The sequence below is a fragment of the Actinomadura sp. RB99 genome, assembly GCF_014706005.1.
GTDB lineage: Bacteria > Actinomycetota > Actinomycetes > Streptosporangiales > Streptosporangiaceae > Spirillospora.
The window spans coordinates 206,692-221,431 of record NZ_JABMCA010000005.1; the positions used below are offsets into that span (position 1 = coordinate 206,692).

The following is a 14,740-nucleotide window of genomic DNA, read 5'->3' on the forward strand; positions in this document are numbered from 1 at the left end:
AGGTGGAGACGCGAGCTCCCCGATAGCAACAATTAACCCTCGCGCGGTGACGATCAACGAATGCTTTGACCACTGCGGCCGGATGTACATGAAGGGTGCGCCGCAGCCTCGAGCCAAGCGGAGCACATGGCAAGGTCTCTGTGCATTTGTCCGCCCGTCGGCACGACTCAGGAGAAAACCCCGGTTCACTTGATTTGATGTAGCTCAATTAGACTTGACTTTGGCTTTCAGCTGGTCAATTGGCGGCCCGAATCCTGCTACGGTTTCGATCCGTCCTGAGATTCTCGCGCCTTTGCGTGAGCTTCTTTGTCTTCGATGGGGGAATCGTGGCACTCCATAACTGCGAGCGAATGCCGGATTGGCTGGTTCGCCGGGCACGGGTGGAAACGAATCGATTCATCGCTGTGGTGCTGGCCGCGGCGATGGTGGTCGGGCTGGTGGGTGTTCGGGCCGGTACGGCGGCCGCCGCGCCCGGTCGGCAACCCGACGACGTGGCGACCCAGGTGCTGGCCTGGGGACGCAACCAGTTCGGGCAACTGGGGAACGACTCCGAAGAGCACAGTAATGTGCCGGTGACGGCACTGCTCCCCGCAGGCGTCACGGTCAAGCAGGTGAGCGGAGGTTACGGGTTCAGCGTCGCGCTGACCTCGGACGGGCAGGTCTGGGCCTGGGGCGAGAATCCCAACGGCCAGCTCGGGGACGGCACCACCAACCGCAGTCATGTGCCGGTGCGGGTGGCCCTCCCCGCCGGCGCCACCGTCACCGCCATCGCCACCGGCGACGACCACACGCTGGCGCTCACCTCCACGGGGCGGCTGCTGGCATGGGGGTACAACGACTTCGGTCAAATCGGGGACGGGAGCACCACCGACCGGCTCACACCCGTCGCGGTGGACCTGCCGAGCGGCACCACGATCACCGCGATTGGCGCGGGAGCCGGGCACAGCCTGGCGGTGACCTCGGCCGGACGGGTACTCGCCTGGGGTTACAACAACACCGGCCAACTCGGGATCGGCAACAACAACGACAGCAGCGTGCCGGTGCAGGTGCCCCTTCCCGAAGACGTCAGGTTCACCGCGGTGGCCGGCGGTTCGGCCCACAGCCTGGCCCTGTCGTCCACCGGTCAGATGTGGTCGTGGGGATGGAACAACTACGGCCAGCTCGGCAACAACAGCACCACCAGCAGCAACGTCCCGGTCCGGGTGCATCTGCCGGAGGACAGCACGATCACCTCGCTCGGAGACGGGAGCGGCCACGGCTGGTTCAGCCTCGCGCTGGACTCCGACGGGCAGATGCTCACCTGGGGCGACAACTCCTACGGCCAGCTCGGCAACGGCACCACCACGCGCAGCACTGTTCCGATCCGGGTGCACCCGCCCGACGACACCACCATCACCGCGATCGCGGGCGGTGACGACCACACCGTGGCGCTGACGTCCGAGGGGAGCGTGCTGACCTGGGGATACAACCGCTACGGTCAGCTCGGCAACGGCACCAACACCAACAGCACCCTGCCCGTCGAGGCGGACGTGCCCGGGGGCGTCCCGGTCCAGGCCATCGGCGCCGGCCAGTACCACACCCTGGCCGTCGTCCCGGTCGAACCCGCGGAGACAGCGACCACGCTGTCGGCCTCACCGCACGAGCAGACGCACGGCCAGTCGGTGACACTGACGGCGCACGTGGAATGCGAGGCCGGAACCGCGACCGGGACCGTCGTCTTCAGAACCGACGACACCCGGATCGGCACCGCCGAACTCCACGACGGCACGGCTACCCTCACCACCAGCAGTCTGGACGTCGGCGAACACGACATCAGCGCGCACTACGAGGGCGACGGCCAGTGCGGCCCGTCCACCTCCGACCTGGTGACGGTGACCATAACGTCGGCTGCGCCCGGCGAGACCACGACGGCGCTGGAGGCCTCACCGCACACCGCCAAGGTCGGGAAACCGGTCACTCTCACCGCAACGATCACCTGCCCGGACCACACGCCCACCGGAACCGTCGCCTTCTACAACGGCTCCACCGAACTGGGCAGAGTCCAGCTCGAGGGCGGCACGGCCACGCTCGTCACCCGCGACCTGCCGGTCGGCGAGAACACCATCACCGCGCATTACTCGGGCAACGGCGACTGCGGGCCCTCCACCTCCAACGAGGTGACGGTCACCATCATGAAGAAGGAGCATCCCGAAGAAGGACCCAAGCCGCCCAAGCCTCCGAAAGGCAAGTAGCGCGCGACGTGAAATGACACCACAGTGAGCCCCGACGTAGCTCGGCGCAACGACGCCGAAGCGGGGGGGACGCCGGGGGTGGGACGAGAGCGCATGCTCGTCCCACCCTCGGCGAGTTCTGTCGCCACCTCACTCTTTGACCAGCGACAATGTGGGGCCCGCTCTGACGGATTCCACGCCAAGCAAGATCATCTTTTAGCTTCCGTGGTGGCAACGGTAGAGGGGCTGACACAGGGCCCGACCTGCGGATTGGATCTCCCATGAAAGCCGACTCTCGGCTGGGTCCGGAGGGGCGGCACGCTGTGAGCCCGGAGTCGTCTCCAACTGTCTCTCGGACGTGTGGCTCTCGCCGTTAGCGGCTCCCCAGTGCGGCTCGCGGACGCAGGGCCGCCAAGAGTGCTGGGGGCGTGGCCACAGCCGCAGGCGGTAAGAGTCGGCCGCGGGGTGTTTGGTGCCGGATCGCCAACTCGCGGCCGAAGACTCCGAAGTCGGACAGTCGCCGACCGCGCAGGGCGCCAGTGCGGCTGATCGGCACCAGCGGCCACCAGCACCGCGTTCACGCAGCTCATCAGATGGGATTTCCTGGATGCGGACGAGGGCGTCGCATGGAAATCGACATCCTACGCTCCTCTATGTGATCAATGGTGGCCTTGTGTGGCCGACGCTGCTGCTAGGGACGACCGCTTCCGCAGCCCTTGTCCTGACATCGGCAGCGTCCGCAGAAGAAATCTCACAGACCTTCGACTACACCGGAGCTCCGCAGACCTTCACCATCCCCGACGGTGTCTGCACGATGGAAGTGGACGCCTTCGGCGGGGCCGGTGGCGATGCCGTCTACGGCTCGCCCGGAGGGCGTGGCGCGCGAGTCAGCGCCCCCCTGGCCGTGCGGCCGGGACAGCAACTGACCGTGAACGTCGCCGGGGCGGGCACCGGCGGGGACCTCAATGTCTCCGGCAGCATGGCTCGGGGTGGCTATGGCGGCGGAGGCGCAGGCGGCTCCTACAACGATCAGCACACTCCCGGCAACGGCGCCGTGGGCGCAGGCGGCGGCGGCGCGACCACGGTCAGCCTGGCCGGTGAACCGATCATCATCGCCGGTGGCGGTGGAGGCGGTGCAGGCAGTTTCACCAACGACGGATCCTCCAGCGGGGGCGACGGTGGCGACACCGGCACCGATGGCGCCAGCAGCGATGACGCGGGCGCCGGTGGCGGAGGCGCGGCGGGCGGCAACGGAGGAGCCGGTGGTGCCCCGGGCCAGCCCGTCTCCGAGGAGGACACACCCGGGTTCGCCGGCGGCGCCGGTGCAGGACGCCAGGGTGGCGACGCCGCGATCAACGTCGGAGACCCCCATATGGGCACCGGAGGCGGAGGGGGCGCGGGAGCACGCGGCGGTGGCGCCGGAGGCTCCTCCAGCGGGGGCACCCTTCAGGGAGGCGGCGGAGGAGGAGGATCCAGCCTCGGGCCGCCGGAAGCGACCATGGACAGCGGCGTCCGCGAAGGGAACGGCGAGGTGATCATCACCTACGAAACCGGCTCGTGCGAGGAGCCCACTCCGCCACCCAAACCCACGGTTACCCCAACGGCGAAGCCCACTCCCATAGAGAAACCGACCAAACCCACAGAATGCCCAAAACCCAAGTCGGACCGCTGCCCGGCGCCCGATCACCAGCAACGAAAAACACACAGCTCAGCCGCCGGCTCAGAGACACAAGACGAATCGCGTCCGAAGCCTACGGCCCGTGCCACTGACGGACTTCTTTCTGAGGAGGATTGGCGAGGAGACGGTGCCGGTTCGTCGCAGCGGCCGCCGCGAACTCAAGAAGACGGTTCGCCCTCATGACAGCCTAACGGCGTGCCGTTTACCCCGGCAGGCCCTTGGTAGAGGGGCCGATAGGGCGGATAGGACGGTCCTCCGTGCCCGCCTGCGCGGTCGCGGTATCGCGAGCACGACCCCGATGCCGGCCAATCAAGCCCGGCACCTGCGGCGGCAGGGCCACCGCAGTGGCCGCCAAGTCATTTTCACCCGATCGGTACCGCGGGCTTCACGCCGGGAGATGCGGCATCAACCCTCGGCAATCGCAGCAGTCCGGTGGCTCCGCGGTGGGGCGGTGCAGTTTCGGCTAGACCAAAGCCTCGTCCAGTCGCCGGGCAGCACAGCGGACAGCCCGGAGCCACCACCAGGGCAGTTGGTCGGGCCATCGGCTGCTGTTCACGGGCGTGCTTTTCCTAGTCCGCCACGGGTTTCTCCAACTCTTGGATGCGGTAGTACTGCGAGCGCGCCATGCGCTGAAGGTCCATGACGACCTGCAGAAACTGGTCCATCTCGCCGGCCCTGCTGAGGATCTCGTCGGGTACGCGTGCGTCGTACCGGCAGGACCCTTGATCCAGATGAAGCAAGGCCTGCGCCCATGCGCAGGTGAGAGGTTTGAACATGGCGGAGTGGTTGGCGACTATTCGGGCTCGGACGGCGAGATCGTTCTCCGCGGCCTGCACATGCAGACCGGTGTCCTTGTTGCGTACTCCGAACAGCGGCTCGGAGATGTGATGGGCGTCGAACCCGTTTTCGGCACAGCCGATCCAGAAGTCCCAGTCCTCTCCCGCGTCCATCTGTTCGTTATAACCGCCGACAGTCTCCCAGACTTCGCGGCGGTAAAGCGAGCAGTAGAACATGATCAACCGCTGGAGCAGCAGTTCCCTGTCGTAGGGCGGAAGGGGGAGCACTTCTGGGGGCAAGTCCTCGATGTCGGTGAAGATGAACAGGTCGGTCGAGGCGATTGCGACATCCGGGTCCGCATCGAGGACCGCGGTCGTCTTCTCCAGCATGGTGGGGGCGATCATGTCGTCGGCGTCCAGGGGGAGGATGTAGCGAGCGGCTGCTGCTGCGATGCCCGAGTTACGCGCCGCGGAGACGCCGGCGTTGGCTTGGCGGATCAGACGGATGCGCTGGTCGGGGTGGAGGTCGATGAAGCCCTGGGCCACTTCTGCGGACCCGTCGGTGCTCCCGTCGTCGACGACAATGATCTCCCAGTCGCTGAACGTCTGCTTGAGCACACTGTCCAGCGCTTGGGGAAGGTAGTCGCTGTAGTTGTAGCAGGGGATGATCACTGAGACCGTCGGTTCGCGGTTGTCTTTCATTGCCAGTCCTTTGGGTGAGGCGCGTCCGTGGGTGGGTCGTCGTTTTCGGGTGCAGTGGTGGCTTTCGCGTCGAGGGCGGCGGCGGAACTGTGCCGTGTCGTGAATCCACTCAAGTCATGCATCTGTTCAGGAGGTCGATGAGGCGAGTTCGGCGATGGGCTCGGCCCAGTGATGAGGGTGCAGCACTTCGAGTTTGGGGAGCGCCCAACACCTCGTCCCCATGTCCTTGGCCATGGCCGCCATCCCCTCGGTTTCGACAAGATGCCGGTAGGGGATCGACGGGAACACCAGTCCGGACCGGTGCAGGTCGGCCCGTACCAGCAGCACCGTGCCGCCGACCGAGTCGATGCGGACGAGATCGTGTTCCCCGAGTTCGTCGAGATAGGCCCTTCCGAACCCTCTGGGAGGTTGCAGGATGCCGTCGCGAATCCACTGCGTCCAGTTCAGAGCGCCGGCCTCAGGGCGCAGGAGAAATGTGTTGAGGTCGTAGGTGGGTCCGCCTGGTTCGATGACGCAGTTCGGCACAACGATGTCTTTCCGGGCTGCGAGCAGTCGCTGGATCAGGTCGGGTGGGTATTCGGTCACGTCGACGTCGATCCACAGCACCCACTGCTCATCGGTGAGAGCTCGGGAGAGCAGGTGGTTGCGGACTCTCGCCAGAGCGGATCTGCGCTCCCGCTGGACTCCGGGCTCCCAGCGCTCCCCGGGGAGGCGGACTCCCTCGTGGTGACGCGCCAGCGTGACGCGGCGGTACTGCTGTTGGAGTTCGGGCAGCGCCTCCTGGAGGAGTTCCCAGGTGTCGTCCTGGCTATCGCCCTCAAGCAGGCCGAGGGAGATGGCGTCGTGCGGGTAGTCGAGCCCGCGCAGGTTGTTCAGGTAGCCGGGCAGGAACCGGGCCGCGTCCTTGACCGGTGTGAGCACCAGAATCGAAGGCCGCTCGTGCACAGGCTCCGGAGCCGGCTCGCTGATCACCCATCTGGCCCGTTGCGATCGGAGGGAATCGGCGTCACTCCCAGCGTGGGGATCTGTCCCGGTGGTCACGTTCGCCCAGGTGCTCAGGTCCGTTCCGGGGTCGATGCCGATCTCTGCGTTGGCCAGGTCCGCAGGAGCGATCGGCAGCCGCGTCGCCATCGCCAGGAGTCGCTCGGCATAGGCACCGTCACGCCATACCTGGGGTGCCGCATCGAAGATGCGCTCGAAATGGGTGGGTTCGAAGGTGTTGTTCTCATGGCAGACATAGGTGCAGAGTTCCGGCACGTCCACTGAGACGACCTTGCTGTTGGTGACGATATGGGCCGCGACGGGGGTGTCCTCCCCCCGGCGCTGCGCCGGGTAGCGAGGGAGCGCAGCCTTCGCGCACAGCATGGTGCCTTCCCATACGCGTATGTGGGAGATGGCCAGTTCGCGGCGGGCCGGCCGCCACAGTTGCTGCCGCGCGAGGAAGCAGGCGTCGGCGCCGAGCGCGAGCACCGCCGCCATCTGCACCTCGATCCGCTCGGGATCGTAGAGGTCGTCGTCGTCCCACTGGCACACATAGGCCCCGGTCGCACGGTCCACGGCGATGTTGCGGAGCATTCCGAGCGGTTGCCGGGCCGGCGGGAGCCGGTGGTAGCGAATGCGTTCGTCGCCGAGATCGCGTACGTGCTTTTCCAAGGCATCGCCTGCCGCGTCGTCCACCACGACCAGTTGCCTGTTCGGGTAGGTCTGGGCGAGGAAGCACTTGATCGCGCGCTCGGCGAGCGATGGACGGTCCTTGGTCACCATCAGGCAGGAGACTAGCGGCGCTGCGGATCCTGAGGCCCACCGGTGGCGTTGCTCGTCCAGGTCGAAGCCTCCGTCGGCGAGAGGCCGCAGTCCCTGGCTGGCCCAGAATTCCACCCGTCTGTCCGAGGAGTTCCGCGGCGCCCACCCCTGCCCTGCAGCCGAGCTTCCAGCCGCATGATGCACGGCATATGCCCGGGAGGTGTCCGCGTCCTGCGGCCCGAACAGTTGGCTTGCGTGTGGGCTCACCTTGGGATAGAGCAGCTCCGAGTCGACCATAGTGATCGAATCGGACTCCGGCGCATCCTCCACCGCGTGCGTGAGAAAGAAGGGGCCCGACGCGTCCAGAGCGTTGGGCAGACGGTGAGTGCGGACCAGCTCTCGATGCACGTGCACCCAGAACTGGTGTCCTGGCCTTGAGGCGATGAACGCATTGCCGACGATGCGGCTCAGGTTCCGCTGGCGCGACAGCGGGAGACGGGTGTGCAGCGACGGTTCGCAGCCGACTACGAGTTCGCGGCCGGCGAGCAGTTCGCCCACCGGCCGCAGGCACTCGACATCCAGGTCGACGTATACCCCGCCGAAATGGTCGAGCAGGAAGTACCGGATGGCGTCGGCACGCATGACCGGGTCGGGGTAGCCGTCGTAGACGGGGATGAACCACGGATAGCGCTCCTCGAGAAAGGAGCGGCTGTCGGCGTCCGTCCACAGCCGGTATTCCCACCCCGGATGATGCCGCATCCAGGAATCCTTCCACATCCGCCACCGGGTGGGCACATCGGTGTCCACCCACGCCTGATGGATCAGCGCCGGAATTCTCTGTTCAGACATTCGCAAGAAGCTCTCAATCATTCGAAGGCGCAACGATGTTCAGAAACCGACCCTCGTGCGCGTTTCGGACTTCAAGACCGCGAATCTCACGAGCAGAGCATTTCTGGCATGACAGGAAGCGCCTGTGAACGGTCAGCGCATGATGTTTTTGCAGTGGACGCTGTTATCGCCCATGGGGAAGAACACTAGGTTCCCCACATTGGAGACAGAGACGGCTTTGCAGTGGTTCACCTGCGGGCCGCTCTTGTGCTTCCCGAACGACTCTTCGAAGTTCAGGCAGGTAGCCGATGTATGACCACTGCTGTTGATGGAGATGCTCTTACAGTGGTTGATCTGACCACCGCTCCCTCCGTCGTCGCCGTCGGAAGGTTCGCCGGTGGCCGCAGCAGCACCTCCCCAGAGCATGACGATTCCGGCAGCCGTGCCCAGGAGCGCGGCGGATTTGGCGATCTGCATCTTTCACCTCCAGGTTCTCTTTGTGGATCGCGTCACGCGCCCAATCGATTCCGCGAGACGCTCTGCCCATAGAAGGACACCACAGGTGGCCATGTCGCCGACACCCTCGGCAGATAACCGAAACGCGACCAGAACGCAGGCAGTTCTTTGCTGGACAGTCGAGGCAGATGGCGTTTCCTTGCAAAAACTCGCTTGTGGCCGAGGTGTCACGTATTTCCAATGGGTGCGGCGGGTTCGCCAACGTCACCGTAGGTCCAGAAATAGACCGCCAAGGACGATCTGCACCTCTGATGCCGTCCAAGACGCTCACCGCCTGCAACCCGGTCCCGGACCGTTAGCGGCCGTGCCGTTCGGTCGTGCACCGGTGTCAACAGGTTGGCGTCCCACATAGGCTTGTTCGCGAATCCCCCTGCCCATGTAACTCTCATCTGAGCGCGAATCGAGTGGGACCACGCAACGGGTTATCCGTGCCCCGAAGCATGAATTAAAGAGTCAGATGTGAATTAACCTTAAAGTTCTTGCCGTTTCCACCGCAGCGCCAGTATATGCGTACCCGTTTCGGTCGGCGCGGGCGCCGACGATGCCGGGCCTCCACTGGGATTGCGGCTTCCAGGCCGACCCAAGCCAGTCGAACGGCTATAGGAGTGCACACGGAATCGTCTTGAAGGCACATGAAAAGAGGGAAGGACCGACGAGGGAACGTCGGTCCTTCCCCTGCGGGCCGTAGCCCGCCTACGTCGTGCGGGATCAGTGGCCCGAGACCACCGAGCTGGCGGCGCAGGTGAAGGACGAGTTGGGGTTCTCGGAGCTGAGACCCAGCGCGCCGACGAGGCCGCCCTGCGAGTGGGTGATGTTGCTCTGGCAGTCCGGCACGACCGCGGTGGTGCCCTCGCCGTGGCCGCCGCCCCCGCCGAGGTTGAAGTTCTCGTTGTCGCTGTCGCCGCCGACGAGAAGGGTGGACAGCACGGCGCGCTCCGGCAGGACCTCGCCGGCCAGCTTGTCCAGCTCGGTGTAGCTGAAGGACTTCATGTGATTCCTTTTCTTCTTGTCACGCCCGGATCCCCGTTGTGGACCGGATTCCCCTCCTCACCTTGAACCAGATGAGGTCGCAATACGTATAGCAGAGGTTGCTGACGGTAACCAAGGAGGGGAAGTGGCGGCGATTCCAACGGACTTGTCCGGATGCGTGACGCCAATCCCGTCCTGAGGCGGTACCGAGACATCCCTGCCGACAAGGCTGACTTCGCCGAAGGGAACGAGAATGGCCGAACGACAACTTCTGCAGCGGTGGGGCGGGCGAGATGCCGAAGATGCCTCTGAACAGGCCCCGAAGGAAACCCGCGTTGCGGTGACGACACAGGCGGTCCGGTTGCCCCCCGACTTGCGCCGTGGACGGCGTTGTCTGGTATGGCCGTAGTACACCCGTGGCACAGAATCAGACCGAAAGCCTAATTCGATCAAGACGATGACGGCGCAGCACCCGGTGCTGCCTCCATCTGCCAGGCCCTTCCGTGATCGCCTAGCCGGTCACAGAGAAACATGCGCTTTTGTCCCGCGCGCTCATCCCGCCCTGACCGGGCCTCGGCCAGTATCCTCAATCCCGCAGTGGGATCCGATTCCTTGTCCGTCCCATGTGGGTGCCCGGCCAACCGAGCTGGGCACCCACACATTCTCGAAGGATGTGGACGGCCGTTCGTCCGCACAGCGCCGTTCCAGGTGACGCTTGTGATCAAGAGCGGGGTGAGGGGCGGCAGTGCGTGGCGCGAGAAGATCGCGCCCGAGCCGTGCTGATGAAGGCCGTCTCGTCTGAATGACGCAGTTCGACGGCATCCCGCCCGGAACCCTTGGGCCTTGGTCTCCACCTGGCCTGGCTCCACCTCCCGAAACCGATCAGCGCAGACCGCGCATCGGTGTCGCGAGACGAACGCGCGGACGCCTGCGCCCACGCCACCTCCTGCAGCGCCCAGCGAGGCGTGGCTGGGCAAGCCGATGACCGCCCTGAGCAGCGCGACCAACGGTTCAGCGTCCGGTGACCGACCCCATCCAGGAGGCAGCGCAGGTAGGTCCCGGCGTTCCGGTCGAGATGCGCGGGAGGTGGCCGATGCGCAGCGGATAGCCAGCGTCGCGGTGCCCACCGCTCTGGAGACTTGACCGTCCCCTGGGCCGGCACGTCATTCCGCAATTCTTTGATGCTGGATTGGCCATGCGTGCGGCGATCTCCGGGAACTGCCGTGGAAGGCGTTGGTAAATGAACAGTGGATGGGGGTGAACCTCTTCCTTACATCGAATAGAAAGCGCCAATGGCATGAGAAAACGGATATCCCGCGTTGCGGCGGGGGCGGCGGCGGTCGGCGTCGCCGTGACGCTGGCCTCCGCAGCCAGTGACGCCTAGGACGGGCGGGCGTCGGCGGCCCAGCTGCGGCAGGGATCGGAGCTCGTCAGCGAGACGTTCACCGGAGCCACCGCGGATCCACGGTTCATCGGGTACGGATCGGCCTGCCTGACGGGCGCGCCGCGCGGCGGGATACCGGGCGAGGGGGAGCATCCGCTGGGAGGTTGCCGGTCGGACCCGGAGGGCCCCGTGCCGCCCGGCGACGCCGCACCGCACGGATACCTTCAGCTCACCGACGCGCACAGGGACCAGACCGGCGCCGTGCTCTTCGACACGCCGATCCCCGCGACCGACGGCCTGGACGTCACCTTCGAGCAGTGGCAGTACGGCAACACCTCGCAGGTCCCGGCGGACGGGATCTCGTTCTTCCTCACCGACGGCACCGCGCACCTCACCCAGCCGGGCGCCTTCGGCGGGAGCCTCGGCTACGCCCAGAAGCTCCCGGACGACGATCCCAACGCCGCGTTCGTCCCTGGCGTGAACGGCGGGTACCTCGGCATCGGCCTCGACGTCCTCGGAAACTACTTCGGCGACTGGGAGCACCGGGGGAACGGCTGCGAACAGCGCTCCCCGGCCGGGACCGCCTTCCACGTCCCCGCACCCGGCCCCAACATGGTCACCGTCCGGGGACCGGGGAACGGCATCAACGGATACTGCTGGCTCGACGCCACGACCAGCAACAAGACGACCACCGGGCCCTGGCCTTCCACACTGCCGGGACAACTGCAGAGCAACCTGCGCGACATCCCGGCCAACGCCACGCCCCAGCAGGCGGAGGCGCTGCTGGCACCGCACAAGCGGACCGTCCACGTCGTGGTGACACCCGCGCCGAACCCCGAGGTCCACGTTTCCATCGACTTCCAGGACGGGGAGGGCTTCCAGCCGGTGCTGAGCTTCCCCGCGCCCGAGCCCGTTCCGGACACCTACAAGTTCGGATTCGCCGCGTCCACCGGCCTCTTCACCGACGTCCACCTCATCCGCAGAGTCGCCCTGCACTCAGAGCGTCCGCTGGGTCGCCTGCACCTCACCAAGGAGTTCGCCGGCTGGGGAGCGCCGGACAAGCGCTGGAACGTCATCCGGTACCGGTTCATCGTCGAGAACACGGGCGAGGAGCCGCTGAACACCATCACCATCCACGACCGGATCGCCCAGGATCTGGACTGCCCTGCCACGACGCTCGCCCCGGGCGAATCGGTGACCTGCACGGGACGGCACACGGTCACCAAGGCCGACAGGGAACGCGGCTTCGTGGAGAACACCGCGACCGCCACCGGCACCAGGGAGGACGATGACGAGACCATCACCTCGAACGAATCCAGCCTCACCGTGCCGGTGAACGACAACGGCAAGCCGGAGCCGGAGAAGCCTGGCAAGCCGAAACCGGACCACCCAGGGAAACCATAGGCCGACCGGTCCGCGCTCAGGCGATGACCGAACCGCGACACGCCTCGCCACCGGCCGACCCGTCCTCACGGCAGGCCGAAGGCGAGGCGTTGCGCCATCACGGAGCCCTTTTCAGCAGCGGTGCTGTGCCTGCTGATCACATGATGGTCGCGGTCGGTGTGGCTGCCCCGGAGCGTCAAGGAACCCCTGGTAGGACGTACGCCACCGGCGTCGTCGGTCGGCACCGCAAGGAGATCGGCAGCAAGCGCCGGGCGCTGCCACCCGGCCTGCAGGCGTTGATGACCCTGGTCCACCTGTGCAAAGCGAGACCTTAGCCGAACTGGGTGCGGGCTTCACCGTCTCCACCAGCACTGCGTGGCGCTATGTCAATGAGACCGCCGACGCGCTGGCCGCCCGGTCACCCAAACTCGGTGCCGCCCTGGCCGAAGCGGTCAGGGACGGACTGCCGTACCTGGTCCTGGACGGCACTTTGATCGCGATCGACCGGGTCACCGCCGACCGGCCGTACTACTCGGGCAAGCACCGCTGCCACGGCATGAACCTCCAGGTGATCGCCGCTCCAGACGGTGCTCTGCTGTGGGTGTCGGGACCGCTGCGCGGCTCGGTCCACGACCTGGCGGCCGCCCGGATCCGGGCGCCGTCCGGGCACTGGCGGCCACCGGACTGGTGGTGCTCGCCGACAAGGCGTATCAGGGCGCCGGCGCGTACGTCCTCACGCCCTACAAGGGACGCGACAAGCCCGAAGCGCAGGAGGCGAACCGTGCACACGCCAAGCTGCACACGCCAAGCTGCACACGCCAAGCTGCACACGCCAAGCCGCGCGGGCCAGGCGAACGAGCGAACGCCCAGCTCAAGTCATGGCGAATCCTGCGGAAGCTGCGCTGCCGCCCCTATCGCGCGGTCGTATCGCCAAGGCCATCCACACCCTGCAACTCCGCGAGACCACAACAGGCTGAAAAAGGCTCACGGTATCGACCACGTCTACTGGCTACGGACGGGAGTGTCGGATTTTCAGGATTCGAGCGTTCGATATGGTCTTCGAGGACCTTGAGCGAGGACAGCGGAGAACGTTTCAATGAAGAACATCAGCGCAAGATTGCTAGCGTTGAGAACGCATTCGTTCGGAATTGTCCGTTGCTCGCGGCCGGGGCCACCGCAGGCAATCAGGGGCGAGCGTGCGCTACCGTTCTCGACAACCTCATTCTCGATCCCATCACAATGCCGCTTTATTGATCGCCTGCGAGGAGGCCGCGGAGCCTCATAAGCGGAGCAAGCCCCGGCGATCGACACCTCTTTTCGGCGGTGATCCCGGCGCCGAGCGGCTCGGCGACCTCGATGACCTCCGCCTCCGCGTTCGCTGCTATGACACTCGCTGTAATCGAGCACGGCCTGCCGCAGGGCGGTGACCGGCGGGATGAGAAGTGAATCCCAGTCCGCAAGGACCTCGGAGGCCACCACGCGCACGGTTACGCAACTCGAAGGTATAGGCGCCGGACTCGCGCGCTTGGCTGCCGCGCTCGCAGCCTTGACGGGACTGCCTGCGGGGCATCGGCCCATTTGGATCAGTGGCCCGAGATCACTGAACTGCCGGCGCAGGTGAACGACGAGTTCGGGTTCTCGGAGCTGAGACCCGGTGCGCCGACGAGGCCGCCCTGCGAGTGGTCGATGTTGCTCTGGCAGTCCGGCGCGACCGCGGTGGTGTCATCGCCGCCGACGAGAAGGGTGGACAGCGCGGCGCGCTCCGGCAGAACCTCCCCGGCCAGCTTGTCCAGCTCGGTTTAGCTGAAGGACTTCATGTGGTTCCTTTTCTTGTCACGCCCGGACCCCCATTGTGGACCGGGTGCCCCTCCTTGCCCTGAACCAGGTGAGGTCGCAATACATGCAGCGGAGGTGTCGGACGATATCCAGGCGGCAAAAGTAGCGGCGATTCCAATGGACTTGTCGGAATGCATATGACCATTCCCGCGCTAGTCAAACTCGATCAGGACGGCGACGGTATAGCATCCGGTGTCGTCTCAATCCGCCAGGCCCTTCCTCAATTCTTTAGACGGTCGCTAAGAAACATGGGGCTCTACATCTCGCAGGATGTTGACGACCCTTCATGCACACAGCACCGTGAAGCGCCCCAGTTTCGGTAGAGGCTGCGGCTGCGGCCCGCAGTTCTGTGTGGTTGTGGGAGCGGTAAGCAGACAGCCAGGATACGTCGGAAACCGGCACTAGCGATCTTGAGAGTGTCACACAAGGCTGCTGTCGTGAGCTGCGGCGTGGCGGTTGTTGGAGGGGCCCATACACCGTAGTCGCCAGCGACGTGGAGGAGTTGACCGTCGCATGGCTGCTGACAAAGCAGCCAGCAGCCGCCCGACCTGCCTGCGCCCCCTGCAGCAATGGCTGTCATCACCCACTATCCGCACCTGCCCGACCGCAGGGCCACCGAGATCTGGTTGGAGTTCCTGCTCAACCAGGCCCGCGGCCGGCGCGGCCGCGATGTCGCCGCCAGCACCCTGGCCGGCCGACGTGGCCTGCTGGCCTC

General features: G+C 65.9%; 8 protein-coding genes and 1 pseudogene. 5 read left to right on the plus strand and 4 right to left on the minus strand.

Going from position 1 to position 14,740, the window contains the following annotated elements; translation table 11 throughout:
• Nucleotides 1–296 precede the first annotated feature (296 nt).
• Nucleotides 297–2,231 carry an Ig-like domain repeat protein gene (locus amrb99_RS07415; RefSeq protein WP_190853858.1) on the plus strand — a complete coding sequence of 645 codons (1,935 nt, stop codon included), beginning with the start codon at nt 297–299 and terminating at the stop codon, nt 2,229–2,231.
• A 634-nt stretch (nt 2,232–2,865) separates the two neighbouring features.
• Nucleotides 2,866–4,071 carry a hypothetical protein gene (locus tag amrb99_RS07420; RefSeq protein WP_190853860.1) on the plus strand — a complete coding sequence of 402 codons (1,206 nt, stop codon included), beginning with the start codon at nt 2,866–2,868 and terminating at the stop codon, nt 4,069–4,071.
• A gap of 386 nt (nt 4,072–4,457) precedes the next feature.
• Here the strand turns inward: amrb99_RS07420 and amrb99_RS07425 are convergent, their stop codons facing one another.
• The 4 genes from amrb99_RS07425 to amrb99_RS07440 form a co-directional block, all read right to left on the minus strand.
• Entirely contained in the window at nt 4,458–5,366 is a 909-nt protein-coding gene (locus amrb99_RS07425; RefSeq protein ID WP_190853863.1) for a glycosyltransferase family A protein, read from the minus strand.
• Between the two features lie 126 nt (nt 5,367–5,492).
• A complete protein-coding gene (locus tag amrb99_RS07430) occupies nt 5,493–7,958 on the minus strand; it encodes a glycosyltransferase (protein ID WP_190853866.1) in 2,466 nt (821 codons plus the stop codon).
• 132 nt (nt 7,959–8,090) lie between these two features.
• A complete protein-coding gene (locus tag amrb99_RS07435) occupies nt 8,091–8,414 on the minus strand; it encodes a hypothetical protein (RefSeq protein WP_190853868.1) in 324 nt (107 codons plus the stop codon).
• Between the two features lie 747 nt (nt 8,415–9,161).
• Nucleotides 9,162–9,443, minus strand: a complete 282-nt coding sequence (locus amrb99_RS07440; protein ID WP_190853871.1) for a hypothetical protein — start codon at nt 9,441–9,443, stop codon at nt 9,162–9,164.
• A 1,552-nt stretch (nt 9,444–10,995) separates the two neighbouring features.
• Here amrb99_RS07440 and amrb99_RS07445 point away from each other — a divergent pair.
• The 3 genes and pseudogenes from amrb99_RS07445 (at nt 10,996) to amrb99_RS50000 (ending at nt 13,443) form a co-directional block, all read left to right on the plus strand.
• Entirely contained in the window at nt 10,996–12,210 is a 1,215-nt protein-coding gene (locus amrb99_RS07445) for a hypothetical protein (protein ID WP_190853874.1), read from the plus strand.
• Between the two features lie 143 nt (nt 12,211–12,353).
• Nucleotides 12,354–13,166 (plus strand): annotated as a pseudogene (locus tag amrb99_RS07450) (transposase family protein).
• Nucleotides 13,167–13,257: 91 nt separating this feature from the next.
• Nucleotides 13,258–13,443, plus strand: coding sequence for a hypothetical protein (locus amrb99_RS50000; RefSeq protein WP_206699850.1), 186 nt, complete (start codon nt 13,258–13,260; stop codon nt 13,441–13,443).
• Nucleotides 13,444–14,740: the final 1,297 nt, after the last annotated feature.

Excerpts from the sequence above, each read along its gene's own strand:
- amrb99_RS07425 (WP_190853863.1), bottom strand. The coding sequence starts at position 5,366 with ATGAAAGACAACCGCGAACCGACGGTCTCAGTGATCATCCCCTGCTAC.
- amrb99_RS07430 (WP_190853866.1), bottom strand. The coding sequence starts at position 7,958 with ATGTCTGAACAGAGAATTCCGGCGCTGATCCATCAGGCGTGGGTGGAC.
- amrb99_RS07435 (WP_190853868.1), bottom strand. The coding sequence starts at position 8,414 with ATGCAGATCGCCAAATCCGCCGCGCTCCTGGGCACGGCTGCCGGAATC.
- amrb99_RS07440 (WP_190853871.1), bottom strand. The coding sequence starts at position 9,443 with ATGAAGTCCTTCAGCTACACCGAGCTGGACAAGCTGGCCGGCGAGGTC.